Consider the following 26,657-nt stretch of genomic DNA (forward strand, 5'->3'; position numbering starts at 1 on the left):
CCGCCGCGGGGCGCCGGGACAGGCGAAGGCCCGCGCCTGGGCGGGCGCGGGCCTTCCTCCCCTGGAGCGGACGTTCATGGGCTCGGGTCAATGGGCCGGTGAAAGTCCGTCCGCAGGCGGCGGCTGACGGTAAAGGGGTGTGTCAGACCGCTTCCTGGGGGTCTTTGGACAGCCGCGGTGCCGGAACGGTGTCCGCGGTCTCCGGGTAGTGGCAGGCCGTGAGGTGACCGGGCTTGTTGCCCTCGACCTGGACCAGCGGGGGCGCCTCGGTGGCGCACTTCTCCGTCGCCTTCCAGCAGCGGGTGCGGAAGCGGCAGCCGGAGGGCGGGTTGATGGGCGAGGGCACGTCACCGACCAGCCGGATGCGCTCGCGGGGCGTCTCCTCGTCCACGGTGGCCTCGGGCACGGCGGACAGCAGCGCCCGCGTGTAGGGGTGGCGCGGGTTCTCGTAGAGGTCCTCGCGGTCGGCGATCTCGACGATCTTGCCGAGGTACATCACGGCGACGCGCTGCGAGAAGTGCCGTACGACGGCCAGGTCGTGGGCGATGAACACGAACGCGATGCCGAGTTCGCGCTGCACCTTCTGGAGCAGGTTGACCACCTGGGCCTGGATGGAGACGTCCAGGGCGGAGACCGGCTCGTCGGCGACGATCAGCTTCGGCTCCAGGGCGAGCGCGCGGGCGACGCCGATGCGCTGGCGCTGGCCGCCGGAGAACTCGTGCGGGAAGCGGTTGTAGTGCTCGGGGTTGAGACCGACGATCTCCAGCAGCTCGCGCACGCGGGCCTCGCGGCCGCCGGGCGGGTTGATGCCGTTGATCTCCATCGGACCCGAGACGATCTTGCCCACCGTCTGGCGCGGGTTCAGGGAGGCGTAGGGGTCCTGGAAGATCATCTGGATCTCGGACCGCACCGGCGCCAGCTGCTTGCGGCCCGCGTGGGTGATGTCCTGGCCGCGGTAGACGACCCGGCCGGCGGTCGGCTCCAGCAGACGGGTGATGAGCCGGCCCGTGGTCGACTTGCCGCAGCCCGACTCGCCGACCAGACCCAGGCTCTCGCCCTCGCCGACCTGGAAGTCCAGGCCGTCCACGGCCTGCACCGCGCCGACGGTACGGCGGATCGGGAAGCCGCCCTTGATGGGGAAGTGCTTGGTCAGCCCGGAGACGTCCAGGAGGGGGTTCGTGTTGCTCATGATCGTGAAGTCCCGTCTCGGTCTGTCAGTTGGGCCGGGTCGCGGCGAAGTCGGTGAACAGTTCCCGCTTCTGCTCCGGGGTGAGGTGGCAGGCGGAACCGCGGCCGTCGACCACGTCGAGCAGCGGCCGCTCGGCGGAGCAGCGGTCACCCGGCACCTTCGCGGAGAAGGTGCACCGCGGGTGGAAGCGGCAGCCGGTGGGCGGGTTGAGCAGCGAGGGCGGCGAGCCGGGGATGGGCGTCAGCGGCACGTCCACCGCGCCGGTCAGGCTCGGCATGGAGTTGAGCAGGCCCAGGGTGTAGGGGTGCTGCGGGGCGCGCAGCACCTGCTCCTTGGTGCCGCGCTCCACGCACCGGCCGCCGTACATCACCAGGACGTCGTCCGCGATGTCGGCGATGACGCCGAGGTCGTGGGTGATGAAGATGATCGCGGTGCCGAACTCCTGCTGGAGGTCCTTGAGCAGGTCCATAATCTGGGCCTGGACCGTCACGTCGAGCGCGGTGGTCGGCTCGTCGGCGATCAGCAGCTCGGGGTCGCACACCAGCGCCATGGCGATCATCGCGCGCTGGCGCATACCGCCGGAGAACTGGTGGGGGTAGTCGTCCACCCGCATGTCCGGCTGCGGGATGCCGACCCGCCGCAGCATCTCGATGGCGCGCACCCGGGCCTGGGCCTTGGAGGCGCCCGTGTGCTTGCGGTAGGTCTCGCCGATCTGCGTGCCGATGGTGTGGTACGGCGACAGCGAGGCCAGCGCGTCCTGGAAGATCATGGACATCTTGTTGCCGCGCAGCCGCTCCATCTCCCGCTCGCCGGCGGTGAGCAGGTCCGTGCCGTCGAGCAGGATCTCACCGTCGATCGCGGTGCGGGCACGGTCGTGCAGGCCCAGGATCGTCAGGTTGGTGACGGACTTGCCGGAGCCCGACTCGCCCACGATGCCGAGGGTCTGGCCCTTGGCCAGGTCGAAGCTGAGTCCGTCGACGGCCTTGACGACGCCGTCCTCGGTGGAGAAGTGGACCCTGAGGTCCTTGATGGAGAGGAACGGCTGCTGATCGGTGCTCGTCACGGGGACGCTCCTGGGGGGTGATGCGGGGGGTCGGGGGTGGGGCGGAGGTCAGGCGAGCCGGATCCGCGGGTCGATGAGGGCGTAGACGGCATCGACGATGATGTTGAAGAACACGATGGCGCTGGCCGACAGCAGGGTGACACCGAGGACCATGGGCAGGTCGCTCTGGTCCACGGACTTCAGCGCCAGCTGGCCGACGCCCTGGAGGCTGAAGACCGTCTCGGTGATGATCGCGCCGCCGATGAGGGTGGCGAGGTCGATGCCGAAGATCGTGACGATCGGCCCCATCGCACCGCGCCAGGCGAAGCGGAAGAAGACGTTGCGGCGGGACAGGCCCTTGGCGCGGGCCGTGCGCACGTAGTCCTCGCTCAGCGTCTCGACCAGCTGCGAGCGCGTCATACGCGTGTAGTTGGCGGTCCAGATCAGGGCCAGGACCAGCCACGGCAGCAGCAGCCCGGACGCCCAGGACAGCGGGTCCTCGGTGATCGGCGTGTACGTGGGGTTGCCGAGGATGCCCAGCTTCGAGACCAGGAAGTACATCGCGATGTAGCCGACGAAGTAGATCTGCATCGAGGAGGCGACCAGCGACGCGGAGCTGGCGACCTTGTCCTGCCACTTGCCCTGCTTGACGGCGGCGAGCATGCCGGTGCCGACGCCGAAGACGAGGAAGACGACGGCCGAGCCGAGCGCGAGCGAGAGGGTCGTCGGGAGCCGGTCCATGATCGTGCCGAGGACGGGCTCGCGGTTGGCGAAGGAGTACCCGAGGCAGGGCGCGCTGCAATCGCCGAAGTCACCGTAGCTGCGGCCCACGAAGATGCCCTTGAGCCAGTACCAGTACTGCACCGGGACCGGGTGGTCGATGCCGAGGTTGTGCCGGACCTGCTTGAGCATGTCGGGCGTGCAGTTCTTGCCGCACGACATCTGGGCGGGGTCACGCGGGATGGCGTAGAAAAGCCAGAAGGTGACGGCGCTGATGATCAACAGGATGACCAGCGCGCCGAAGACTCGGCGGACAAGGAAGCGGAACATGGGGCGTGACTTTCCGGACGGGGCGCCGTCGCCGGGGGTAAGGGGGGTGGGCCGTGGGGGGCGGCCAGGTCGTGGCCGCCCCCCGGTGTCTAGCGCTTACTTCTTGGCGTACAGCTTGCAGAGCGCGACGCAGGTGTTGCCGGCGTCGTAGACGACGTTGCCGACCTTGGAACCGTGCATCCAGTTGCGGATGGAGTGGTAGTCCGGGATGACCGGCGCCAGCTCCATGATCTGCCGGTCGACGTTGCCCCAGGCCTTGTTGGCGGCCTCGACGTCGGTGATCTTGGCGGCCGCGTCGATCGCCTTGTTCACGCTCGGGTCGTTCAGCTGCGCGTAGTTGCTGCGGCCGTCGCCGATGTTCTTGCCGCTCCAGCACGGGAAGAACACGGAGTAACCGTTGGGCCAGTCGGGGCTCCAGCCGGCGGCGAACAGGTCGTAGTCGTTGTCGACCTTGCCGATCTGCGTGTAGAAGGTCGACTTGTCGATCTGCTTGTTGACGACCTGGAAGCCGGCCGCCTCCAGCGCGTTCTTGATCGCCACGGCCTGCTTCACCGCGTTGTCCGACTGCTGGTAGGCGATGACCAGCTTCTGGCCGACCTTGCCGGCCTCCTTCAGCAGGGCCTTGGCCTTCGCCGGGTCGCCACCGGGCTTCTTGTCCGTGCCGTAGAGGTCGAACTTCTGGTAGCCGGGGGTGACCGGGCTGAGGATGCTGGTGGCCAGCTCGCTGGTGGCGGCGCCGCCGCGGATGGTCTGCAGCTGCTGGTGCGGCCAGGCCCAGTTGATCGCCTGGCGGACCTTGACGTCCGTGATCCGGGTCGTGTTGATCGGCCAGTAGTAGGTGACCGTGTCGACCTGGGTCAGGACGCGCTTCTTCAGCTGCGCGTTGGTGAGCACCTGGGCGGTGCGCTCGGGCGCGACCTCGTTGAAGATCGTCATCGCGTACTGGTCGTTGCCGCGGTCCGCGATGAAGCGGTCCGTGGAGGCGACCGGCTGGAAGCCGAACTGGAAGACGTACTTGTCCGGGTAGTTGTTGCGGATCGAGTCGGTCGCCGCGTCCCAGTGCTCGTTGCGCACGTAGGTCATCGACTTGCCGATGCTGCGGCTCTCGATCTTGTACGGACCGCAGGAGAAGGGGTGCTTGTCGTACTTCTCCTTGGTGTCGTGCTTCTTGGGCACCAGGGAGTAGCCGCGCATGGCGAGCGTGTAGTTGAAGTCGGTGCGCGCCTCGCTCAGGTGGAACGTGACGGTGCGGCCGGAGATCTCGACGGAGGAGAGCTTCTTGCCGTCGTACGGGCCCTTGTACTTGTCACCGCCGACCAGCCACTGCTGGACGTAGCGCGGGCCCTCGGTGATGAAGGAGGCGAAGAGGCGCTCGAACGTGTGGCGCACGTCGTCCATGGAGAGGTCGGAACCGTCCTCCCACTTGATGCCTTCCTTGATCGTGAAGGACCAGGTCTTGCCGCCGTTCTTCATGGTGCCGGCGTCGGTGGCCGCGTCGCCGACCAGGGTGCATCCGCCCTTGTCGTCGATCTTGTAGCCGGTCAGACCACGCATGATCGGGACGGTGATGGCGCCCTCGGTCGAGACGTAGATCTGGGCCGGGTCCAGGTGGTCCATGTCGAACTGGTCGAGCGAGTAGAGCGTCCCGCCCTTGACCGCGCCGGGGACCTCGGGGGCCGGACCGGTGGAGTCGGCCTTGGTGCCGACCGGGATGTTCACGGTCTTGGCCTTGCTGACCGAGGGCACGTTGTCGCCGGAGCCGCTCTTGCCGTCGTCGCCGCTGCTGCAGGCGCTCAGCACGGTCGTGGAGGCCGCGGCCACACCGGTGGCGATCAGGAAGTTTCTGCGAGAAAAGGACATGCTGAGCCTGCCTATAGGGGTCAATTCGGACGGTCGAAACCAGCCGGACGTCATCGAACCGGGCCGGGTGGGTGTGGCTTGCTAGCGCTTCGACTTGGGGTCGAGCGCGTCGCGCACGGAGTCGCCGAGCAGGTTGAAGGCGAGGACGAAGATCACCATGGAGATACCCGGGAAGAGCATGAAGGTGATGTCCTCGGTGTAGAACTGGGCACCGCGGCCGATCATCACACCCCAGTCGGGAGTCGGGTCGATCATGCCCACGCCGAGAAAGGCCAGACCCGCCTCCGCGGTCACGAAGGCCGGGAGCAGCAGGGTGGACTGGATCAGGATCGGCGTCCAGAGATTGGGCAGCAGCTCCTTGAAGACGATGCGCATCGGAGAGGCGCCCGTCACCTTCGCGGCCTCGACGAACTCGCGCTCCCGCAGTCCGAGCACCTGGCCGCGCAGCAGCCGGGCGATGGACGCCCAGCCGAAGGCGGACAGCACCAGGATCAGGGCGGTGGCACGCAGCCAGGTCGGGATGTTGTCGTCGGGGTCGACGAAGAATCCGAAGACCACAGGCATGAAGGCGATGAAGAAGAGCGTGGACGGGAACGACAGCAGGATGTCGATGACCCGGCCCACGAGGTAGTCCGTCTTGCCGCCCAGGTAGCCGGCCGTGACGCCGATCACGACACCGAGGAAGGTGGTGAGCAGCGTGGCGGCGGTGGCGATGCCGAGCGAGTTGCGGATGGCGTACAGCAGGAACGTGAAGACGTCCCGGCCGAGCTGGGGCTCGATGCCGAACCAGAAGTCCCCGCTCATGCCGCCGTTGGGTCCCGCAGGGTACGAGAAGGCGTTGAGCAGCTCGGGATGCAGCGTGGTGTAGGTGGTGTACGGGTCCTTCCCGTACAGCTTGGCTATCAGCGGCGCCGCGATCCCGATCGCGAAGAAGAAGATCACTATGTAGGCGGATATAACGCCCGTCCGGTCGCGCCGGAAGCGCGTCCAGGCCAGCCGTCCCGGAGAGCGGCTCTCGCTGCCCTTCGAGCCGTCCGGAGTCGCCGACTTCTCGACGGTCTCGTCGGTCACCTCAAGCGGGGCAGCCGCGGATGGAGTTGGGGGGGTCATGGTGCTCCTGGCCCAAGGGAGGGTCTGATGACTCCGCAGGGCACTCCCCTACGGGCTACGCCGGACTTTTTCAACGCAATTCATTCAAGGTCAATAAATTCTCGACCGGCTTGGGTTTCTCTTTACTTTCTTTGCCTGTACTTGACCATTCCGTAGCTACGCGGGTAGCGCGCCGTAATCAATCCGTGCTTCACATCGGACCAACCGGACTATTCGGTCAATGAGTTCGATATGCGGATGCTGGTGTGTCGAAATGCGTACAACGGTCGGTACGAATCCAACGTTTCGGCATCGTTACGCGGAGATCCATTGCGCCCTACACGCAAGATCGTCCAGCCGTCCCCGGAGGCTCGCCCGCAATCGGCCGACGTGTCCCCCTAAAGGCTCTCGAAAGGGTCCGGACAGGCCAACTGACGGGATGGCGGACAGGCGGAATGCGCCGTTTGGACGGATATTGACCGGTAACCGGTCTGATGATCAGCGTTCACGGAGGAGGCACCCCATGCGCGGAGCCACGTACGCCGGACGGGCCGCCTGCGCGGTGGCGCTGGCGCTCGCCGTCACGGGCTGCTCGGGGGGCTCGCACGGCGCCGGTGGCGGTGCCGGCTCCACGGTGCTCAGCTCGTCCTGGGGCGACCCGCAGAACCCCCTGGAGCCGGCCAACACCAACGAGGTCCAGGGCGGCAAGGTCCTCGACATGATCTTCCGCGGCCTCAAGCGCTACGACCCCAGGACCGGCGCGGCCCGGAACATGCTCGCGGAGAGGATCGACACCTCGGACTCGCAGACCTTCACGATCACGGTCAGGGACGGCTGGACCTTCTCCGACGGCGAGAAGGTGACGGCCCGCTCCTTCGTCGATGCCTGGAACTACGGCGCGAGCCTGCGCAACAACCAGAAGAACGCCTACTTCTTCGGCTACATCCAGGGCTACGACACGGTCCACCCCGACAGCGGCGCGCAGCGCGCCGACACCCTCTCCGGGCTCCACGTGGTGAACGACCGCACCTTCACCGTCCGGCTCGCCCAGAAGTTCTCCGGCTTCCCCGACACCCTCGGCTACGCGGCCTTCGCCCCGCTGCCCCGGTCGTTCTTCACCGACCACGCGGGCTGGCTGCGCCGGCCGGTCGGCAACGGCCCCTACCGGATCGACTCCTACGCCAAGGGCTCGCAGATGTCGCTGACGGCGTGGGACCGCTACCCCGGCGAGGACCGGGCGCGCAACGGCGGGGTGACCCTGAAGGTCTACACGGACAGCAACACCGCCTACACCGACCTGCTGGCCGGCAACCTCGACCTGGCCGACGACATCCCCGCCGCCCAGCTGAAGAACGTCCGCAGCGACCTCGGCGGCCGCTACCTCAACGTCCCGGCCGGCATCATCCAGACGCTCGCCTTCCCGTACTACGACAAGGAGTGGAACAAGAAGGGCTCGGAGAAGGTCCGCACCGGGCTGTCCATGGCGATCGACCGCAAGCAGATCACCGACACCATCTTCCAGGGCACCCGCACCCCGGCCACCGACTGGACCTCACCGGTGCTCGGCGCGGACGGCGGCTTCAAGGCCGGCCTGTGCGGCCCGGCCTGCTCCTACGACCCCGCCCGGGCCAGGAAGCTGATCCAGGAGGGCGGCGGCATCCCCGGCGGCCAGGTGAAGATCACCTACAACGCGGACACCGGCTCGCACCGCCAGTGGGTCGACGCCGTGTGCAACTCCATCAACCACGCCCTCGGCGACGACCGGGCCTGCGTCGGCAACCCGGTCGGCACCTTCGCCGACTTCCGCAACCAGCTCGGGCGGCACCGGCTGACCGGCCCCTTCCGGGCGGGCTGGCAGATGGACTACCCGCTCGTGCAGAACTTCCTCCAGCCGCTCTACTACACGAACGCCTCCTCCAACGACGGCAAGTGGTCCGACCCCCGCTTCGACGCGCTGGTCGACCGGGCCAACGCCGAGACCGACGCCGCCAGGTCGGTCGCCGGGTTCCAGCAGGCCGAGGAGGTGGTCCGCGACCACATGGCCGCCATCCCGCTCTGGTACCAGAACGGCAGCGCCGGCTACTCCGACCGGCTGTCCAACGTGACCCTCAACCCCTTCAGCGTGCCCGTGTACAACGAGATCAAGGTCGGCTGAGCCGGCATGGGGCGCTATGTCGTCCGGCGGCTGCTCCAGATGATCCCGGTGTTCGTCGGGGCCACGCTGCTGATCTTCCTCATGGTGTACGTGATGGGCGACCCGGTGGCCGGCCTGTGCGGCGAGCGCAGCTGCGACCCGGCGACCGCCGCCCGGCTGCGCGCGGAGTACGGCCTGGACCAGAACGTCCTCGTCCAGTACGTGACCTACATGCGGCACGTCCTCACCGGTGACTTCGGTACGGCGTTCGACGGGCAGCCGGTCACCGAGCTGATGGCGTCGGCGTTCCCGGTCACCCTTCGGCTGACCGTCGTGGCCGTCGTCCTGGAGATCGTCATCGGCATCACCCTGGGCGTCCTCACCGGCCTGCGGCGCGGCCGGCCCGTCGACTCCGGGGTGCTGCTGGCCACCCTGGTCGTCATCTCCGTGCCCACCTTCGTCACCGGCCTGCTGCTGCAACTGCTGCTCGGGGTGCGGTGGGGCTGGATCAGACCGTCGGTGACGCCGGACGCGCCGTTCGGCGAGCTGCTCGTGCCCGGCCTGGTCCTGGCCTCCGTCTCCCTCGCCTACGTCACCCGGCTGACCCGCACCTCCATCGCCGAGAACAGGCGCTCCGACTACGTCCGCACGGCCGTCGCCAAGGGCCTGCCCCGGCACCGGGTCGTCACCCGGCACCTGCTGCGCAACTCCCTCATCCCCGTCGTCACCTTCATCGGCACCGACATCGGGGCGCTGATGGGCGGCGCGATCGTCACCGAGCGGATCTTCAACATCCACGGCGTCGGCTACCAGCTCTACCAGGGCATCCTGCGCCAGAACTCGCAGACGGTCGTCGGCTTCGTCACCGTGCTGGTGCTGGTGTTCCTGGCCGCCAACCTGCTCGTGGACCTGCTGTACGCCGTACTCGACCCGAGGATCCGCTATGCCTGAGCAGCCCTACGAGCCCGAGCGCGCCATCGCCGGCACCGGCATGGGCGGCGCGATGGACCTCGCGGCCAGTGAGGCGGTGACCCTGGAGAGGGGCCCGGGCGGCCCCGAGGGCACCGGCCCGCTCGGCCGGCCGCGCTCCCTGTGGTCCGACGCCTGGCGGGACCTGCGCCGCAACCCCGTCTTCCTGGCCTCCGCGCTCGTCATCCTCTTCCTGGTCTTCATCGCGCTGTGGCCCTCGGCCGTCGCCCCCGGCAGCCCCCTCGACTGCGACCTCGCCAAGGCCCAGCAGGGCAGCGGCCCCGGCGCCCCCTTCGGCTACGACGGCCAGGGCTGCAACGTCTACACACGGACCGTGTACGGCGCCCGTACGTCCGTGACCGTCGGGGTGTGCGCCACCCTCGGCGTGGCCGTCCTGGGGTCCGTACTGGGCGCCCTGGCGGGGTTCTTCGGCGGACCGGGGGACGCGGTGCTGTCCCGGGTCACCGACATCTTCTTCGCGATCCCGGTCGTCCTCGGCGGTCTGGTGCTGCTCTCCGTGGTCACCAGCAACACCGTCTGGCCGGTCATCGGGTTCATGGTGCTGCTCGGCTGGCCGCAGATCTCCCGCATCGCGCGCGGCGCCGTCATCACCGCCCGGCACCACGACTACGTCCAGGCCGCCCGCGCCCTCGGCGCCTCCTCCTCCCGCATCCTGCTGCGGCACATCGCGCCCAACGCCGTCGCCCCGGTGATCGTGGTGGCCACCATCGCCCTGGGCACCTACATCGCGCTGGAGGCGACCCTGTCCTACCTCGGCGTCGGCCTGAAGCCGCCCAGCGTCTCCTGGGGCATCGACATCTCCGCCGCCTCGCCCTACGTCCGCAACGCCCCGCACGCCCTGCTGTGGCCCTCCGGCGCGCTGGCCGTCACCGTGCTGGCCTTCATCATGCTCGGCGACGCGGTCCGCGACGCCCTCGACCCGAAGCTGAGGTGACCGGCCGTGCTGCTCGAAGTGCGCGACCTGCACGTGGAGTTCCGCACCCGGGACGGCGTGGCCCGCGCCGTGGACGGTGTCAGCTACGCCGTCGACGCCGGGGAGACCCTCGCCGTGCTCGGTGAGTCGGGCTCCGGCAAGTCGGTGACCGCGCAGGCGGTGATGGGCATCCTCGACACGCCGCCCGCGCGGATCACCGCGGGCGAGGTCCTCTTCCAGGGCCGCGACCTGCTGAAGCTGAGCGAGCAGGAGCGGCGCCGGACGCGCGGCACCGGCATGGCGATGATCTTCCAGGACGCGCTGTCGTCGCTCAACCCGGTGCTGCCGGTGGGCGACCAGCTCGGCGAGATGTTCACCGTGCACCGGGGGACGTCCCGCAAGGACGCGCGGGCCCGGGCGGTCGAGCTGATGGACCGGGTGCGCATCCCCGGCGCCGCCCAGCGGGTGCGCGACTACCCCCACCAGTTCTCCGGCGGCATGCGCCAGCGCATCATGATCGCCATGGCGCTGGCGCTCGAACCGGCGCTGATCATCGCAGACGAGCCCACCACCGCCCTCGACGTCACCGTCCAGGCCCAGGTCATGGACCTGCTCGCGGAGTTGCAGCGCGAGTACCGCATGGGCCTGATCCTGATCACCCACGACCTCGGTGTCGTCGCGGACGTGGCCGACCGCATCGCCGTCATGTACGCCGGGCGCGTCGTGGAGTCGGCCCCCGTCCACGACCTGTACAAGGCGCCCGCGCACCCCTACACCCGGGGCCTGCTGGACTCCGTCCCGCGCCTGGACCACAAGGGCCGCGAGCTGTACGCCATCAAGGGGCTGCCGCCCGACCTCAGCCACGTCCCGCCGGGCTGCTCCTTCCACCCCCGCTGCCCGCGGGCCCGGGACGTGTGCCGCACCGACGAACCACCGCTGTACCGGGTCTCCGGCGAGCGGGGCAGCGCCTGCCACTACTGGAGGGAGTGCCTGGATGACCTCGACCACTGAGCCGCTCCTGGAGGTCAGCGGGCTCGTCAAGCACTACCCCCTCACCCGGGGCATCCTGTTCAGGAAGCAGATCGGCGCGGTGCGGGCCGTCGACGGCGTCGACTTCCGCCTCGGCGGCGGCGAGACCCTCGGCGTCGTGGGGGAGTCCGGCTGCGGCAAGTCCACCGTCGCCAGGCTGCTGTGCAACCTCGAACGGCCGACGGCGGGCGTGGTCCGCTTCAAGGGCGAGGACATCACCCGGCTGTCCGGCAAGGCGCTGAAGGCGGTCCGCCGCACCATCCAGATGGTCTTCCAGGACCCCTACACCTCGCTCAACCCCCGCATGACGGTCGGCGACATCATCGGGGAGCCGTTCGACATCCACCCCGAGGCGGCGCCCCGGGGCGACCGGCGCCGCCGGGTGCGCGAACTCCTCGACGTCGTCGGCCTCGACCCCGGGTACGCCGACCGCTATCCGCACCAGTTCTCCGGCGGCCAGCGCCAGCGCATCGGCATCGCGCGCGGGCTCGCGCTGCGCCCGGAGGTGATCGTCGCCGACGAACCGGTCTCCGCCCTGGACGTCTCCGTGCAGGCCCAGGTGATCAACCTCTTCGGCCGCCTCCAGCGGGAGTTCGGGCTGTCCTACGTCTTCATCGCCCACGACCTGTCGGTCGTCCGGCACATCGCGGACCGGGTGGCGGTGATGTACCTGGGCCGGATCGTGGAGAGCGGCCGGGACACCGAGATCTACGACCACCCCACACACCCGTACACCCAGGCCCTGCTCTCCGCGGTGCCGGTGCCCGACCCGGAGGCCCGCGGCCGGCGCGAGCGGATCATCCTCTCGGGTGACGTGCCCTCCCCGGCGGACGTCCCCTCCGGCTGCCGTTTCCGCACCCGCTGCTGGAAGGCCGAGGAGCGCTGCGCCCGGGAGGTGCCGGCCCTCGCGGTCCCGGCGGCCTTCCGTGCGGCGTCCGGGCCCGCGGCCCACGACTCGGCCTGCCACTTCGCACAGGAGAGGCAGGTGGTGCCGGTGGAGGCGCACGGCAACGGGCCGGGATGACATGGTGCATCCCGGCCCGCTCACGGCACCCGCACGGCCGTACGCTGTTCAGACTGACGCGTCCGTATATCGGTGCCGCTTCCGCCAAGTTGCCTGTGTGTAAACGTCGTTGCAGGGCGTTTGCCCGGTTATGCGAGCGAACGCCGCAGGAAGTCCACCTGGAGCAGGAGCAGGTTCTCGGCGACCTGCTCCTGCGGGGTCATGTGGGTGACGCCGGACAGCGGGAGCACCTCGTGCGGGCGGCCCGCGGCCAGCAGGGCCGAGGACAGCCGCAGGGAGTGGGCGACCACCACGTTGTCGTCGGCGAGGCCGTGGACGACCATCAGCGGCCGGTGCGGTTCGGCGGGGGCGGTCAGGCCGTCGTCGGTGACCAGCGAGTTGAGCGCGTACGTCCGCGCTTGCGCCGTCGGGTCGCCCAGGTAGCGCTCGGTGTAGTGGGTGTCGTACAGCCGCCAGTCGGTCACCGGCGCGCCGGCGATGCCCGCGCGGAAGACGTCCGGGCGGCGCAGCACGGCGAGGGCGGCCAGGTAGCCGCCGAAGGACCAGCCGCGGATCGCCACCCGGGACAGGTCCAGGGGGTGGCGTCCGGCCAGGTCGTGCAGGGCCTCGATCTGGTCGTCGAGGGCGAGCGTGAAGTCGTGGTGGACCGCCTTCTCCCACGCCGGTGAGCGGCCGGGGGTGCCCCGGCCGTCGGCCACGACCACCGCGAAGCCCTGGTCGGCGAACCACTGGGAGGTCAGGTGCGCGTTGTGCGCGGCCACCACCCGGGCGCCGTGCGGGCCGCCGTAGGGGTCCAGCAGCACCGGCAGGGGAGTGTCACCGGGGTAGTCCGATGGCATAAGCACGGCGCACGGAATTCGGCGTGCGCCCCCCTCGGTGAGGAGCACGCGGGGGGACAGACCGGGATGTTCGGCGTGGGACGGGACAGTCGCCACTCGTTTTCCGTCACGCAGCACCTGGACACGGGTGCCCGGACTGTCGAGCGTCGCGGACAGCAGCACGGTCACGCCCCCGGCCCGCACCGCCGTGTGCACCCCGGGCCGCTGCGACAGCCGCTCCAAGCCGAGTTCGTTGACCCGGTACACATGCACCTCGCCGGTCTCCGGCGCCCCGGCCTCCGCGCCCGCCGACGCCGAGACCAGCACGTCACCGGCGCCCACGTCCAGCACCGCGCGCACGTGCAACTGCGCGCCGGTCAGCGGCCGTTCCCCCACGGCCAGCACCCGGGCGCCGCCCTCGTCGGCGATCCGCACAAGCTGCCCGGAGGGGCTCCAGCAGGGCACCCCGGGGAAAAGTTCAAGCCAAGTTGGATCTTCGTCGGCGTGCACCATCCGGGTCGCCCCCGAATCCGCGTCCACGGCCAGGACGAGCTGGCTCCGCTGGTCCCGCGCCTGCACCAGCAGCAGCGGCGCCCCGGCCGCTGACCAGTGCACATGCGCCAGATACGGATAGCGGGCCCGGTCCCACACGACCTCCGTGCGCCCTCCGTCCAGGTCCAGGACGAACAGCCGCACCTCCGCGTTGGCGGTGCCCGCCGCGGGGTACGCGACGTGCTGCGGCTCACGCTCGGGACGGGCCGGGTCGGCGATCCACCACCGCCGCACCGGCGTGTCGTCCGCCCGCGCCACCAGCAGCCGGTCCGACTCCGGCGCCCACCAGAAGCCCCGGGCGCGCCCCATCTCCTCGGCCGCGACGAACTCTGCGAGGCCGTAGGTGACCCCGTCCGCATCCGGCCGGGCCAGCGCCCGGTCGCCGTCGCCCTCGGCGCCCACCACCCGCAGCGCGCCCTGGGCGACGTACGCGACGTGCCGTCCGTCGGGCGCCGGACGGGGGTCGATCACCGGTCCGGAGACGCGCAGTTCACGCGCCGTGCCGGCCCGCAGCCCGGCCGTGAAAAGCCGCCCTGACAACGCGAAAGAGGCCAGCTCCACGGCGGCGTCGGTGGCGTAGCCGACGATGCCGGCCCCGCCCTCACGGCTGCGCTCGCGGCGCGCGCGTTCCTCGGGCGAGAGGTGTTCCGTGGCACCGCCCAGCAGCAGCCGCGGGTCGGCGGCGACGCGCTCCCGGCCGTCCGTGAGGTCCAGCGTCCACAGGGAATTGGCCCGGTCGGTACCGCTGGACGAGCGCAGGAACGCGACGCGGGAACCGTCGGGAGCGACGGTGAACGCCCGCGGCGCGCCGAGCGTGAACCGCTGGGTCCGGGCGTGCCGGCGGGGGAAGGAGTCGGACTCGGTCGTCATGCCCCGACCATATTGGCCATGCGCCCCCTTGTGCGGCCGTGCGCCGACCGATGCGCGAGTACACATAGTTATGATCACTGTCGCTGAGTGGGTATGACCCTGTCGGCTCCCCGTACGGGCCGGCTGTACTGCTGCACAACCGAGTTCGACCCCCATAGTCCGAACCCCCCTCGTCCCTGGGATCATTGGAGGTGAGCCGCCGTGGCACTCTCGATTTCGGCGGTGGTGCTGCTGGCGATCATCGTCTTCCTGCTGGTCAAGAAGTCAGGACTGAAGGGCGGTCATGCGGTCGTCTGTGTCCTGCTCGGCTTCTACCTCGCCTCCTCGACCGTCGCTCCCACGATCAGCGAGCTGACGACGAACGTCGCGAGCATGATCGGCAGCATCAAGTTCTGACCCGCCTCCCCACGGGGCTGCCCGGCGCTCCCGGTGCCGCCTCGTAGGGTGGGGGCATGACCCAACCGCCCACCTCCGGCCCGGGGCCCGGGGGACGCCCCTCCCGCCCCGGCCGGCGTCTGCTGCTGGTGCACGCGCACCCGGACGACGAGTCGATCAACAACGGCGCGACCATGGCCAGGTACGCGGCCGAGGGCGTCCAGGTGACGCTGGTCACCTGCACCCTCGGGGAGCGCGGCGAGGTCATCCCGCCCGAGTTGCGGCAGCTGACCGGCGACGCCCTGGCCCGCGAGCGCGAGCGCGAGCTGACCGCCGCGATGGCGGCCCTCGGCGTCGAGGACTTCTCCCTGCTCGGCGGCCGCGGCCGGTTCCGGGACTCCGGGATGATGGGCACCGCCGACAACGACGACCCGGACTGCTTCTGGCGGGCCGACGTCGACCGGGCCGCCGCGGCGCTCGCCGAGGTCGTGCTGCGCACCCGCCCCCAGGTCCTCGTCACCTACGACGACAACGGCGGCTACGGCCACCCCGACCACATCCAGGCCCACCGCGTCGCCCTGCGCGCCGTCGAACTGGCCGCCGGCGCCGGGCACCGCGTCGCCAAGGTCTACTGCAACCGGGTCCCGCGCTCCGTCGCCGAGGCCGCCTTCGCCCGGCTGCGCGAGGACCTGCCCGGCCTGCCCTTCGCCGAGAGCGCCTCCGTCGAGGACGTACCCGGCGTGGTCGACGACGAGCGGGTCACCACCGCCGTCGACGGCACCGCGTACGCCGCCGCCAAGACCGCCGCCATGCGCGCCCACGCCACCCAGATCCAGGTCTCGGGGCCGTACTTCGCGCTCTCCAACGAGCTGGCCCAGCCGATCTTCACCACCGAGTACTACGAACTGGTGAGCGGCACGGCCGAGCCCGGGGAGAGCGACCTGTTCGCCGGCATCCCCGAGGAGACGCCGTGAGCGCGCAGGGACGCGGCCCGCTGCTCGCCCAGCCGCTGCGCCGCCCGACGGCCGGCCGGATCGCCGCCTGCGCCGGGCTGTTCGTCCTCGGCGCCGTCACCGCCGTCGCCGGGACCCTGGTGCAGGGCGCCCGGCCGCCCGGTGGGCTGCTGCTCGCCCTCGCGGGCGCCGCCGGGCTGTTCCTGGGCGGGGCACGCGCCCTGGGCGGCCGCGCCGGGGCGGTCGCACCGGCCGCGGGCTGGGTCCTGACGGTCATCCTGCTCACCGCCGGCCGCCCCGAAGGGGATTTCTTCTTCGGGGCCGGGCTCGGCAGCTACGTCTTCCTGCTCGGCGGGATGGCCGTCGCTGTGATCTGCGCCACTCTGGGAGTCGGACGGCCGGCCGGCGGCGGCCCCGCCCGGCGTGGCGGCTGACGTACCGCGCCGTACGGCGCGCGTGGGGGTCCCGTGGGGGTTTACCCAGCGGTCCTGGGATACGCGCGGGAGGCGGCCAGTATGGTGGAGCGCGCCGCCGAGCCGCCCGAGCAAGGTCGAACGGGCGGCGGAGCCAACCGGGAGAACCTGCCTTGAGTCGTGAAACTGACACTCCGTCCTCCGGGCCCGACGGGCGCGGCAAAGCCGCCTACCCCTCCGGCACGCCGCCGTACGGGACCCCCATGGCTTCCGACGACGGTACGGGCGCGGGCCGTTCGGCCACGCGGCCGGAGGACCGCAAGACCGAGACCACACTGACGACCCGGATCCGGATCAACATCCCCGGATCGCGGCCCATCCCGCCGGTCGTCGTGCGCAAGACCGTCGCGGACGGCGAGGCCGTCGCCGACGACCCGGGCGCCGACACCCGGGCGGAGACGGCCCCGCCGGCCGCCGGCACCGGCACGCCGGCCGCCGACCCCGCGGCCGCGGCCGACGAGAAGACCAGCGACTGGTTCGCGCCCCGCAAGTCCGGCCCGGGCAAGGCCGGTCAGGGCGGCGGCGGCACGAACGGCGCCGGCGCCGCCCTGGCCGGCGGCACGAACGGCGCGGGCCTGCCCGGCGCCACGGCCGCCCCGGCCCCCGCCTCGGGACCCTCCGCCCCCTCCGCCCCCGGCGGCGCGCGTGCGGGCGGTGCCCGTCCCGGTGGCGTCGTCGGCTCCATGAGCGTGCCCGGCGGCTCCCGCGGCGGCACCAACGGCGCGGGCCTGCCCGGCGCCACCGGCGGCCCCGTGGCCCCCGGGCACGGCGGCGGCACCGGCTCCTTCGACGTGACCGAGGCGCTGGCCGCCGGCCCCCTGGGCGGCGGCTCCCGCACCGGCACCGGCGACGGCGAACCGCGCCGCGACGACCTGCCGTACTTCGCCGGGAGCGGCCGGCCCGGCACCGACGGCACCGGCGCGGCCCGCGGGCAGGGTCCGGGCCGCGGCGCCCCGGGTGCTGCGGGCGGCCCGGGCGGCGCCAGCGGCTTCAACGGCCCGACCGGCCGCGGCGGCCCCGGCGGCCCGCACGGCCCCGCGGGCCCGACCGGCGGCCCGGTCACCGGCGACGGCCCCCTCCTGCCCCCAGCCGGGCAGGGCGGCCCCGGCCCGGACGCCGGCGACCCCTTCGGCGGCCCCACCGGCCCCGACGGCTTCGGCGGCCCCGGCGCCCACGCCCCCGGCGGTCCCCGCAGCGCCCCCCGCGCCGGACACGGACCCGGCGGCGGGCTGAGCGACGACACCGCGATCCTCACCCCGCAGAAACCGGCCCCCGAACCCGGCACGCCCGGCTACGGCTCCCCGGCGGCCAACGTCTCCGGACACACCGTCACCAGCGGCATCCCGGTCGTACCGGCCGGCCCGGACTCCCCCTTCGGGCCCGGCTCCCACACCGACCAGCCGGTGCCGCACACCGCCCCCCGGCGGCCCGAGCCGGCCGCACCGGCCCCGGCCGCCGCCAAGCCCCGCAAGAAGGGCCGCAGCAAGCTGGTGCTGCTCGCCGTCGCCGTCGTCGTCCTGGGCGGCGGCGCGTACGGCGCCGGTCTGCTGATGAACCACACCGACGTGCCCAAGGGCACCACGGTGATGGGCGTCGACATCGGCGGCGGCACCCGCGACGACGCGGTCCGCAAGCTGGACGACGCCTTCGGCGACCGCGTGAACAAGCCGCTGAAGCTGGCGGTGGGCGGCCGCACGGTGTCGCTGACGCCGGAACAGGCGGGCCTCCAGCTCGACGTCGACAGCACCGTCGGCGCGGCGGCCAAGAGCGACTACAACCCCGTCTCCGTCATCGGCTCCCTCTTCGGGCAGAAGCGCGTCGTGGAGCCGGCCATGCCGGTGGACGAGGAGAAGCTCCAGGCGGCCCTGCGGAACGCCGGCGGCGGCTCCGGCTCGGTCACCGAGGGCACGGTGAAGTTCACCTCCGGCAAGGCCGTGGCCGTGTACGGCAGGACGGGCAAGGCCATCGACGTCGCCCGGGCGGGCCGGGCCGTCGCCCAGGCCTACCGCACCGAGGTGGAGACCGGCGCGGCCGGCGCGGTGACCGTGCCGACCACCACCCGGCAGCCGACGGTCTCCAACGCCGAGGTCGACCGGATGATGAAGAAGTTCGCCGAGCCCGCCATGTCCGCCGCCGTGACCGTGCAGACGGATGCGGCGCACTCGGTGCCGATGAGCCCGCAGAACTCGCTGTGGAAGTTCCTCCGGGTGACGGCGGTCGACGGCAAGCTGGTCGACAAGCCCGACCTGGACGCCCTGAAGGCGCTCTACGGCCAGGCGTTCGACGGTGTGCTCATCACCCGGGCCAACGGCGACAAGACGCCCGTGACGCCCCAGGACGTCTACTCCGCCCTGCGCCCGGCGCTGCTGAGCACCACCGACCGGGTCGCCGTCATCGACACCGACCCCAGCTGACGGTCCGGCCGTACGCGGTGCGAGGGGCGCCCGGAGCACACCGGGCGCCCTTCGCGCGTCCTGCCCGTCACACCGTGCGCATGACATCCGTCATCCCGCACCGAGGACCACCGACACTGCCGCGCTCCCGCCGCCCGCGGCCACCATGGACACCATGACGACGACAGCGGCGCCGGCCACCACCACCCCGGTGGCCGGGTTCGACCAGGTGACCAAGACGTACGGAACCGTCCGGGCCGTCGACGGCCTCTCGCTCCGGCTGTACCCGGGCGAGACCGTCGCCCTCCTCGGCCCCAACGGGGCCGGCAAGTCGACCACCCTGGACCTGCTCCTCGGCCTCAAGCAGGCCGACGGCGGCACGGTCGAGGTGTTCGGCACCAGCCCGCGCGAGGCCATCGTCGCCGGGCGGGTGGGCGCCATGCTGCAGAGCGGCGGGCTGATGGAGGACGTCACCGTCACCGAACTGGTGAAGCTGGCCTGCGCCCTGCACCCGCGGCCCTACCCGGCCGCCGACGTGCTGGCCCGGGCGGGGCTCACCCAGGTCGCCGACCGCAAGGTCAACAAGCTCTCCGGCGGCCAGGCCCAGCGCGTCCGGTTCGCCCTCGCCACCGCCGGCGACAGCGACCTCATCGTCCTGGACGAGCCGACCACCGGCATGGACGTCTCCGCCCGCCAGGCCTTCTGGGCCACCATGCGCGAACAGGCCGACCAGGGCCGCACGGTGCTGTTCGCCACGCACTACCTGGAGGAGGCGGACGCGATCGCCGACCGGGTGCTGGTGCTGCACCGCGGCCGGCTCCTCGCCGACGGCACCGCCGCCGAGATCAAGGCCCGGGCCGGCGCCCGGCGGGTCTCCTTCGACCTGGAGGGCGGCCCCGACGAGGCGGCCCTGCGCGGCCTGCCCTTCCTGACGTCGCTCACCGTCTCCGGGCAGACCGTCCGCATCCAGTCCGCCGACGCCGACGCCACCGTCCACGCCCTGTACGGCCTCGGTCTCTACCCCCGCAACCTCGAGGTCACCGGCCTCGGCCTGGAGCAGGCCTTCGTCGCCATCACCGAGGCCGAGGAGGCCAGGCAGTCATGAGGAACACCTTCACCACACGGGCGCTCATCCGGCTCGAACTCACCCGGGCCCTGCGCAACCGCAAGTTCCTGTTCTTCTCGGTGCTCTACCCCGCGATCCTCTTCCTGCTCATCGCGGGCAACGCCGACGCCACCACCAAGGTCGACGGCAGCGGCCTGACCCTGCCGACCTACATGATGGTCTCCATGGCCTCCTTCGGCGCGCTGACCGCCGTCCTGATGGGCAACAGCGAGCGCATCGCCAAGGAACGGGAGAGCGGCTGGGTGCGGCAGCTGCGGCTGACCCCGCTGCCGGGGCGCGGCTACGTGCTCGCCAAGACGGCCAGCGCCGCCGTGGTCAGCCTGCCGTCCATCGTCGTGGTGTTCGCCGTCGCCGCGACCGTGAAGGACGTACGGCTCCAGGCCTGGCAGTGGCTCGCGCTCACCGGGGCCATCTGGGCGGGCAGCCTGGTCTTCGCCGCGCTCGGCGTCGCCATCGGCTACCTCGCCACCGGTGACGCGGTCCGCCCCGTCACGATGATCACCTACTTCGGCCTGTCGATGCTCGGCGGCCTGTGGATGCCCACGACCACGTTCCCGCAGTGGCTCCAGGACATCGCCAAGTGGCTGCCCACGCACGCGTACGCTGCTCTCGGGCGGGCCATCGAGGAGAGCCGGGCCCCGCACGCCCAGGACGTCGCCGTCCTCGCCGTCTTCTTCGTGCTCTTCGCGGGCGGCGCGGCCTGGCTGTACCGGAAGGACACGCTGAAGGCGTGAGCACCATGACGGAAGACCGGAAGGCCGGCGCCACGGGGGACGTCCCCATGGGCCGGCCGCCCCGCAACCCGCGCGAACTGCTGGCCAAGACGGTGTGGATCGGCGTCTGGCTGGTCTTCCTCAGCTCGCCGGTCCAGGACCTGGTCGACGGCGGCCACTCCGCGCGGGCGACCGTGGCCGGCTCGGTGGGCCTCACCGCGTTCGTCGGGGTGTACCTGACGCTGGTCTTCCGCAACATGGGCCGGCCGATGCCCCGGCGGCTGGTGATCGCCCTGCTGCTGGTGCTCGGCGTGCTCGCCCCCGTGCTGGCCTACACCCTCGGCAGCGCCTGGCTGGGCCTGTTCTGCTACCTCTCGGTGGCCTGCGGGGCGACCCTGCCGCTGCGCGCGGCCTACTGGGCCGTCCCGGCCTCGGCCGCCGCGATGTACCTGGTCGGCAGCCACTCCGACGAGCAGGCGGCGCGCGGACTGATCCCGCTGACCCTGCTGATCGGCGCCGCCATGACGGGCGTCGGGCAACTCATCCGCACGACCGTGGAGTTGCGCAAGGCGCGGGCCACGGTCGCACAGCTCGCCGCCAACGAGGAGCGGTTGCGCCTCGCCCGCGACCTGCACGACCTGCTCGGCCACTCCCTGTCCCTCATCACGCTCAAGAGCGAGCTGGCCGGCCGGATGCTGCCCGGCCACCCCGAGAAGGCCGCCCAGCAGGTCGCCGACATCGAACGCGTCAGCCGGCAGGCGCTGGTGGACGTGCGGGAGGCCGTCACCGGCTACCGGCGCGCCCGGCTCGCCGACGAACTCGCCGGCGCCCAGGTGGCCCTGGCCGCCGCCGGAGTCACCGCCGAGGTGCCGGCCGAGCCCGACCTCACCGGCGTGCCCGACGCCGCCGAGGCCGCCCTGGCCTGGGCGCTGCGCGAGGCGATCACCAACGTCGTGCGGCACAGCGGGGCCGACCGGTGCACGGTCGAGGTCATCCGGCGGGCGACCCTGGACGGCCCGGTGCTGGAGCTCTCCGTCGAGGACGACGGCTCCGGCGGCTCCGGCAAGGGCCCGGGCAACGGCCTGACCGGGCTGACCGAACGGCTGGAGAAGGCCGGCGGCACCCTGGAGGCGGGCCGCACCCGCCGCGGCTTCCGGCTGGTCGCCCGCGTGCCGGCGGCGCCGGCGGTGGCCATAGGATCCGGGGCATGACGAGCACGATCAAGGTCCTTCTCGCCGAGGACCAGTCGATGGTCCGCGAGGCGCTCGCCGCGCTCCTCGGCCTGGAGGACGACATCGAGGTCGTCGCCCAGGTCGCGCGCGGCGACGAGGTGCTGGCCGCCGTCCGCGAACACGGCGTGGACGTCGCGCTGCTCGACATAGAGATGCCCGGCTGCACCGGCATCGAGGCGGCCGCCCGGGTGCACCGGGAACTGCCCGAGGTGAAGCTGGTCGTCCTCACCACCTTCGGCCGCCCCGGGTATCTGCGCAGCGCCATGGAGGCCGGCGCCGACGCCTTCCTGGTCAAGGACGCCCCCGCCGCCCAACTCGCCGCCGCCGTACGCAAGGTGCTGGCGGGGGAGCGGGTCATCGACCCCACCCTGGCCGCCGCCGCCCTCGCCGGTGGCGCCAATCCGCTGACCGAACGCGAACGCGAGGTGCTGCGCGCGGCGGCCGACGGCTCCACCAACGCCGAACTCGCCGCCGCCCTCCACCTCTCCCAGGGCACCGTCCGCAACTACCTCTCGACGGCCATCCAGAAGCTCGCGGTGCGCAACCGCGCCGAAGCGGTACGGACGGCCCGGGAGAAGGGCTGGCTCTGACTCCCCCGGTGAGCCCCCGGGTCAGTTGAGCCGGGAGCGGGCCGCCAGCGCCTGCAGGCGCACCCGCTCGGCGGCGTCCGGGTCCACCGCGCCCAGCAGCTCGGCGTAGGCGCTCAGTTCGTCGGCGCCGGCGGTGAACTCGCCGCGCTGCACGAGCAGCTGGGCCCGGTCGTAGCGCAGCCTGGCCGGGTGGGAGGGCAGCAGCAGCGCCAGGTCCACGGCCCACAGGGCCACGTCGGAGCGCTCGGGCCGGGCCGCCGCCCAGGCCCGGATGTTGTTCAGGATGCGCTGCACCAGCTCCAGGGGCTCGGCGGGCACCAGCATCGACGGCTGCAACGGCGTCCCCGTGGCCCCCGCCACCAGCAGCTCGGCGTCGGCCCCGGTGAGCACCCGGCCCCCGTCGAACGGGTCGGCCAGCACCTGCCCGCCGTCCGCCGTCGCCGCCCCGAACCCGACCACGAAGTGCCCGGGCAGCGCGACCCCGTACACCGGGGCCCCGGCCCGGCGCGTCACCTCCATCCACACCACCGACAGCAGGATCGGCAGCCCGCGCCGCCGCCGCAGCACCTCGTGCAGCAGCGAGGACTCCAGCCGCTGGTAGTCCCCGGCCGACCCGGCGAACCCGTGGCGCCCGCCCAGCAGCCGGCCCGCCGCCGCGGCCCACTCCCGGGGCCCGCCCGGCCGGTACGGCAGCTGCCCGGCCAGCTCGTCCAGCTCCTGCTGGGCCGCGTCCAGACCGGCCTCGTCCAGGGAGCCGTCCGCCGCGGCGCCGATCAGCAGGCACAGCGCCGACAGGTCGGGCCGCCCGGACCGCGCCTCCTCGGCGAAGCGGCGCCGCAGCTCGGCGGACCGGTCCGGCGGCGGCGGGTACGGAGGCGGAAGGAGGGGGTGTCGCATCGCTGGCTCCTGCCCTTCCCCTTCGGTTCCTACGGCCGGCCGGCGCCGGGGGCGTCCGGCTCGCGGTAGTGGTGGTACGTGTGGTGGACGGCGAAGCCCAGTGCGGCGTACAGCGCCCGCGCCGCCTCGTTGTCGCTCTCGACCTGCAGCCAGGCCGCCGAGGCGCCCTCCTCCAGCGCCCGCCGGGCCAGCGCGGCCATCACCCGCGTCGCCAGGCCCCGGCGCCGGGCGGCCGGGTCCACCTCGACGGCGGCGAACCCCGCCCACCGCCCGTCCACGGCACACCGCCCGATCGCCAGGGGCGCGGCACCGGCCGGCCCGGGCACGGCCGCGAACCACACCGACGGCCCCGCCGCTCCCGCGGCGTCACCGGTGCCGGGCGGGCCCGACCCGAGTACCCGCAGGGCCACCTCGCCGGCCCCGGCGCGCCGGTAGCGGGCCAGCCACGCCTCGTCCGCCCGCCGGGACAGCACCACCCCGGCCGGCTCGGCCCGGTCCGCGACCGGCGCCGCCTCGCCGGTCCACAGCTCGGCGGTCACCTCCCGGACCCAGCCGCGCCGCTCCAGCTCCGCGCACAGCAGCTCCTGGGTGCCGGCGGCGCCGGTGGCGGTCTGCACGTAGGCGGGCAGCCCGCGCTCGCCGTACCACCGCCGTACGGCGGTGAGGGCCTCGTCCAGCGGCAGGCCGGGATCGCCGAGCGGCAGCACGCTGTTGGCCCGGCGCGTGAACCCGCCGGCCGCCCGCAGCTCCCACTCGCCCAGCCGCTCCCGCTCCACCGGTTGCCACGCCCGCGCGGCCACCCGTGCCAGCTCCGGGTAGGAGGCGGCGGGACCCCGGCGGCGCGCCGGTGCGGCCGGTACCACCTTGCCCGCGACCAGCGCCGATTCCGGGATCCGGACGGCCTGGCCGTCCCGTCGTGTGATCATGAGCACGCCCTTGTCCCATGATGTGAGAACACCCACCGTGTCGGTGAACTTCTCGGGTACCGCCCCAGGTTCGGTCAAACGCCGTACCGAGACCCGTTTGCCCACGTCAGCGGTGGTGATACGGACCTCGAGACGTCCGGCCGCCGAGATTTCCACAGGTCAGTTCACCCCTCCTGTTCGGATCGTGCCCCGGAACGGAGATACTAGGTGGCGGGCATCGACGACGCCGCGCTCCCGCGCGCCAGGCGGCGGAGCCTGTGGAGGCCCGCCAGCGCCCTATCGAGGAGGAACGACAGCGTGACCTACGTCATCGCGCAGCCTTGTGTCGACGTCAAGGACAAGGCGTGCATCGAGGAGTGCCCGGTCGACTGCATCTACGAGGGCCAGCGGTCCTTGTACATCCACCCGGACGAATGCGTCGACTGTGGAGCCTGTGAACCGGTGTGCCCGGTCGAGGCGATCTTCTACGAGGACGACACTCCCGAGGAGTGGAAGGACTACTACAAGGCCAACGTCGAGTTCTTCGACGAACTCGGCTCCCCGGGCGGTGCCAGCAAGCTGGGGCTGATCGAGCGCGACCACCCCTTCGTCGCCGCGCTGCCGCCGCAGGCCGAGTAATCGCGCAAGCGGCCCGCACCACCGTGCCGCCTCGGTCCCGTACGGCCAGTTCCTGCTCGACGGCCGTGCGGGACCGAGGCGTTTGGCGTCCGTACGAGAAAGTGAGCCAGATCCCGTGTCCGCAGTTCCCGGCCCTCCGCCCGCAGCCGGCCGCCCGTCCGCGCAGTCGCCCCACGACCGCCTCCCGGTCTTCCCGTGGGACAGGCTCGCCCCGTACAAGGAGACGGCCGCGGCCCACCCCGGCGGCATCGTCGACCTGTCCGTCGGCACCCCGGTCGACCCGGTGCCCGACCTGATCCAGAAGGCCCTGGTGGCCGCGGCCGACTCGCCGGGCTACCCGACGGTCTGGGGCACGCCGGCACTGCGGAACGCGATCACCGGCTGGCTGGAGCGCCGCCTGGGCGCGCGCGGGGTCACCCACCACCACGTGCTGCCGGTGGTCGGCTCCAAGGAACTGGTCGCCTGGCTGCCCACCCAGCTGGGCCTGGGCCCGGACGACCGGGTGGCCTTCCCGCGGCTGGCCTACCCGACGTACGAGGTCGGTGCCCGGCTGGCCGGCGCCGAGCACGAGGCCTACGACGACCCGACCCGGCTGGACCCGGCCGGGCTCAAGCTGCTCTGGCTGAACTCGCCCTCCAACCCCACGGGCAAGGTGCTGGACAAGCGGGAGCTGACGGAGATCGTCGCCTGGGCCCGCGCGCACGGCGTGCTGCTCGCCTCCGACGAGTGCTACCTGGAGCTGGGCTGGGAGGCGGACCCGGTCTCGGTGCTCCACCCGGACGTCAACGGCGGCTCCTACGACGGCATCCTGGCGCTGCACTCGCTCTCCAAGCGGTCCAACCTGGCGGGCTACCGCGCGGCCTTCCTGGCCGGTGACCCGGCGGTCCTCGGCCCGCTGCTGGAGATCCGCAAGCACGGCGGCCTGATGACCTCCGCGCCGACCCAGGCGGCGACCGTGGCGGCCCTCGGCGACGACGCCCACGTGCACGAGCAGCGCGAGCGCTACGCCGCCCGGCGTACGGCCCTGCGCGACGCCCTGCTGGCCCACGGCTTCCGCATCGAGCACAGCGAGGCCAGCCTGTACCTCTGGGCCACCCGCGACGAGCCCTGCTGGACCACGGTCGCCCACCTCGCCGAGCGGGGCGTCCTGGTGGCCCCGGGGGACTTCTACGGCCCGGCGGGGGAGAGGTTCGTCCGGGTGGCGTTCACCGCGACGGACGAACGGGTGCGGGCCGCGGTTCAGCGGCTGGCGGGCTGAGGCGGACGCCGGGCGCCGGGTGGCGCCCGGCACGCGGACACGGCGACGGGGCCCAGGAGGAGACCTGTGCCCCGTCGCCGTGCGCGCGGTTGCCGTGCCTAGCCGATCGGCAGGCCGCGGGTGGGCAGCGACGACGCGGGCAGCGACGACGTGGGCAGGCCGCCCTTGGTCGCGGTGGAGGCGGTGCCGCCCAGCACGGTCCCGGCGGTGCCGGCCACGTCGCCCGCGGTCTTCTGCGCGGCGGGCGCCGCCGTCTTCACGGCCTTGCCGCCGACCCTGCCCGCGGCCGGCACCGCCTGCTTGACGGCCTTGCCGGCCGCGTCGCCCGCGAGCCCGGTGACGTGCTGGGTGGCGCCGTCGGTGCTGTTGGCGACGCTCGCCCCGTCCAGGGCGGTCAGCCCGCCGAGGTCGGGGGTGGCGGCGGGCAGGTTCGGGGCCGCGCTGGCGGAGCCGGCCACACCGACCCCGGCGGCCGCTCCCGCTGCGACGAGCAGCGCGGCACGGGCGATCCGGCGGGTCAGGGGGAGGGACATGATGCTCCAT

24 protein-coding genes are annotated in these 26,657 nt (G+C 72.4%); 15 read left to right on the top strand and 9 right to left on the bottom strand.

The features are described 5' to 3' along the window. Positions 1–142 precede the first annotated feature (142 nt). The 5 genes from ACZ6CZ_RS13170 to ACZ6CZ_RS13190 all read right to left on the bottom strand — a co-directional run bounded on the left by ACZ6CZ_RS13170 (position 143) and on the right by ACZ6CZ_RS13190 (position 6,212). On the bottom strand, positions 143–1,189 hold the full coding sequence (locus ACZ6CZ_RS13170; RefSeq protein ID WP_469018925.1) for an ABC transporter ATP-binding protein: 1,047 nt from the start codon (positions 1,187–1,189) through the stop codon (positions 143–145). Positions 1,190–1,214: 25 nt separating this feature from the next. After that, positions 1,215–2,252, bottom strand: a complete 1,038-nt coding sequence (locus ACZ6CZ_RS13175; RefSeq protein WP_469018928.1) for an ABC transporter ATP-binding protein — start codon at positions 2,250–2,252, stop codon at positions 1,215–1,217. A 48-nt stretch (positions 2,253–2,300) separates the two neighbouring features. After that, positions 2,301–3,281 (bottom strand): ABC transporter permease, encoded by a 981-nt coding sequence (locus ACZ6CZ_RS13180; RefSeq protein WP_469018930.1) that lies wholly within the window; start codon positions 3,279–3,281, stop codon positions 2,301–2,303. Positions 3,282–3,377: 96 nt separating this feature from the next. After that, positions 3,378–5,141 (bottom strand): ABC transporter substrate-binding protein, encoded by a 1,764-nt coding sequence (locus ACZ6CZ_RS13185; RefSeq protein WP_469018933.1) that lies wholly within the window; start codon positions 5,139–5,141, stop codon positions 3,378–3,380. Between the two features lie 81 nt (positions 5,142–5,222). Continuing rightward, the gene (locus ACZ6CZ_RS13190; protein WP_469018935.1) at positions 5,223–6,212 is read right to left on the bottom strand and encodes an ABC transporter permease; all 990 of its coding nucleotides are present in this window, start codon (positions 6,210–6,212) and stop codon (positions 5,223–5,225) included. 541 nt (positions 6,213–6,753) lie between these two features. On the opposite strand from ACZ6CZ_RS13190, the gene ACZ6CZ_RS13195 reads away from it, so the two are divergent. Genes ACZ6CZ_RS13195 through ACZ6CZ_RS13215 form a run of 5 tightly spaced genes read left to right on the top strand, consistent with a single transcriptional unit; the run spans position 6,754 to position 12,320 of the window. Beyond that, positions 6,754–8,385, top strand: a complete 1,632-nt coding sequence (locus tag ACZ6CZ_RS13195) for a peptide ABC transporter substrate-binding protein (protein WP_469018938.1) — start codon at positions 6,754–6,756, stop codon at positions 8,383–8,385. 6 nt (positions 8,386–8,391) lie between these two features. Continuing rightward, a complete protein-coding gene (locus tag ACZ6CZ_RS13200; protein WP_469018941.1) occupies positions 8,392–9,315 on the top strand; it encodes an ABC transporter permease in 924 nt (307 codons plus the stop codon). Beyond that, a complete protein-coding gene (locus ACZ6CZ_RS13205) occupies positions 9,308–10,288 on the top strand; it encodes an ABC transporter permease (protein WP_469018943.1) in 981 nt (326 codons plus the stop codon). The genes ACZ6CZ_RS13200 and ACZ6CZ_RS13205 overlap by 8 nt, the downstream gene beginning before the upstream one ends. 6 nt (positions 10,289–10,294) lie before the next feature. Then, positions 10,295–11,278 (top strand): ABC transporter ATP-binding protein, encoded by a 984-nt coding sequence (locus tag ACZ6CZ_RS13210; RefSeq protein WP_469018945.1) that lies wholly within the window; start codon positions 10,295–10,297, stop codon positions 11,276–11,278. Next, entirely contained in the window at positions 11,262–12,320 is a 1,059-nt protein-coding gene (locus ACZ6CZ_RS13215) for an ABC transporter ATP-binding protein (RefSeq protein WP_469018946.1), read from the top strand. Before ACZ6CZ_RS13210 ends, ACZ6CZ_RS13215 begins: the two co-directional genes overlap by 17 nt. Before the next feature lie 128 nt (positions 12,321–12,448). Here ACZ6CZ_RS13215 and ACZ6CZ_RS13220 read toward each other — a convergent pair whose 3' ends face one another. Next, positions 12,449–14,560, bottom strand: coding sequence for a S9 family peptidase (locus ACZ6CZ_RS13220; protein WP_469018947.1), 2,112 nt, complete (start codon positions 14,558–14,560; stop codon positions 12,449–12,451). Between the two features lie 201 nt (positions 14,561–14,761). On the opposite strand from ACZ6CZ_RS13220, the gene ACZ6CZ_RS13225 reads away from it, so the two are divergent. The 8 genes from ACZ6CZ_RS13225 to ACZ6CZ_RS13260 all read left to right on the top strand — a co-directional run bounded on the left by ACZ6CZ_RS13225 (position 14,762) and on the right by ACZ6CZ_RS13260 (position 22,415). Then, positions 14,762–14,956 carry a hypothetical protein gene (locus ACZ6CZ_RS13225; RefSeq protein WP_361447744.1) on the top strand — a complete coding sequence of 65 codons (195 nt, stop codon included), beginning with the start codon at positions 14,762–14,764 and terminating at the stop codon, positions 14,954–14,956. A 56-nt stretch (positions 14,957–15,012) separates the two neighbouring features. Next, positions 15,013–15,909: an N-acetyl-1-D-myo-inositol-2-amino-2-deoxy-alpha-D-glucopyranoside deacetylase gene (gene mshB / locus ACZ6CZ_RS13230; protein WP_469018950.1), complete on the top strand. Its 897-nt coding sequence runs from the start codon at positions 15,013–15,015 to the stop codon at positions 15,907–15,909. Continuing rightward, positions 15,906–16,322: a DUF6113 family protein gene (locus ACZ6CZ_RS13235; protein ID WP_469018952.1), complete on the top strand. Its 417-nt coding sequence runs from the start codon at positions 15,906–15,908 to the stop codon at positions 16,320–16,322. The genes mshB and ACZ6CZ_RS13235 overlap by 4 nt, the downstream gene beginning before the upstream one ends. A 152-nt stretch (positions 16,323–16,474) precedes the next feature. Next, on the top strand, positions 16,475–18,775 hold the full coding sequence (locus tag ACZ6CZ_RS13240; RefSeq protein ID WP_469018955.1) for a hypothetical protein: 2,301 nt from the start codon (positions 16,475–16,477) through the stop codon (positions 18,773–18,775). A 154-nt stretch (positions 18,776–18,929) separates the two neighbouring features. Then, complete coding sequence (locus ACZ6CZ_RS13245) at positions 18,930–19,859, top strand: ABC transporter ATP-binding protein (protein ID WP_469018957.1); 930 nt, start codon at positions 18,930–18,932, stop codon at positions 19,857–19,859. Then, positions 19,856–20,614 carry an ABC transporter permease gene (locus ACZ6CZ_RS13250; protein WP_469018959.1) on the top strand — a complete coding sequence of 253 codons (759 nt, stop codon included), beginning with the start codon at positions 19,856–19,858 and terminating at the stop codon, positions 20,612–20,614. The genes ACZ6CZ_RS13245 and ACZ6CZ_RS13250 overlap by 4 nt, the downstream gene beginning before the upstream one ends. A 5-nt stretch (positions 20,615–20,619) precedes the next feature. After that, a complete protein-coding gene (locus tag ACZ6CZ_RS13255; RefSeq protein WP_469019115.1) occupies positions 20,620–21,804 on the top strand; it encodes a sensor histidine kinase in 1,185 nt (394 codons plus the stop codon). Beyond that, positions 21,801–22,415, top strand: coding sequence for a response regulator (locus tag ACZ6CZ_RS13260; protein WP_469018961.1), 615 nt, complete (start codon positions 21,801–21,803; stop codon positions 22,413–22,415). Before ACZ6CZ_RS13255 ends, ACZ6CZ_RS13260 begins: the two co-directional genes overlap by 4 nt. Before the next feature lie 21 nt (positions 22,416–22,436). Here the strand turns inward: ACZ6CZ_RS13260 and ACZ6CZ_RS13265 are convergent, their stop codons facing one another. Both ACZ6CZ_RS13265 and ACZ6CZ_RS13270 read right to left on the bottom strand, forming a co-directional pair. Continuing rightward, a complete protein-coding gene (locus ACZ6CZ_RS13265; protein ID WP_469018964.1) occupies positions 22,437–23,312 on the bottom strand; it encodes a transglutaminase family protein in 876 nt (291 codons plus the stop codon). 29 nt (positions 23,313–23,341) lie between these two features. Beyond that, positions 23,342–24,394 carry a GNAT family N-acetyltransferase gene (locus tag ACZ6CZ_RS13270; protein WP_469018966.1) on the bottom strand — a complete coding sequence of 351 codons (1,053 nt, stop codon included), beginning with the start codon at positions 24,392–24,394 and terminating at the stop codon, positions 23,342–23,344. A gap of 141 nt (positions 24,395–24,535) precedes the next feature. Here ACZ6CZ_RS13270 and fdxA point away from each other — a divergent pair, with 141 nt between their 5' ends. Then, positions 24,536–24,856, top strand: coding sequence for a ferredoxin (gene fdxA, locus ACZ6CZ_RS13275; RefSeq protein ID WP_007495984.1), 321 nt, complete (start codon positions 24,536–24,538; stop codon positions 24,854–24,856). Positions 24,857–24,971: 115 nt separating this feature from the next. Further along, positions 24,972–26,114: a bifunctional succinyldiaminopimelate transaminase/glutamate-prephenate aminotransferase gene (locus tag ACZ6CZ_RS13280; protein WP_469018969.1), complete on the top strand. Its 1,143-nt coding sequence runs from the start codon at positions 24,972–24,974 to the stop codon at positions 26,112–26,114. 98 nt (positions 26,115–26,212) lie between these two features. On the opposite strand, the gene ACZ6CZ_RS13285 is transcribed toward ACZ6CZ_RS13280, so the two are convergent. Next, a complete protein-coding gene (locus ACZ6CZ_RS13285) occupies positions 26,213–26,647 on the bottom strand; it encodes an ATP-binding protein (protein WP_469018971.1) in 435 nt (144 codons plus the stop codon). Positions 26,648–26,657: the final 10 nt, after the last annotated feature.

It is taken from the genome of Streptomyces sp. NPDC041135, from assembly GCF_055592085.1.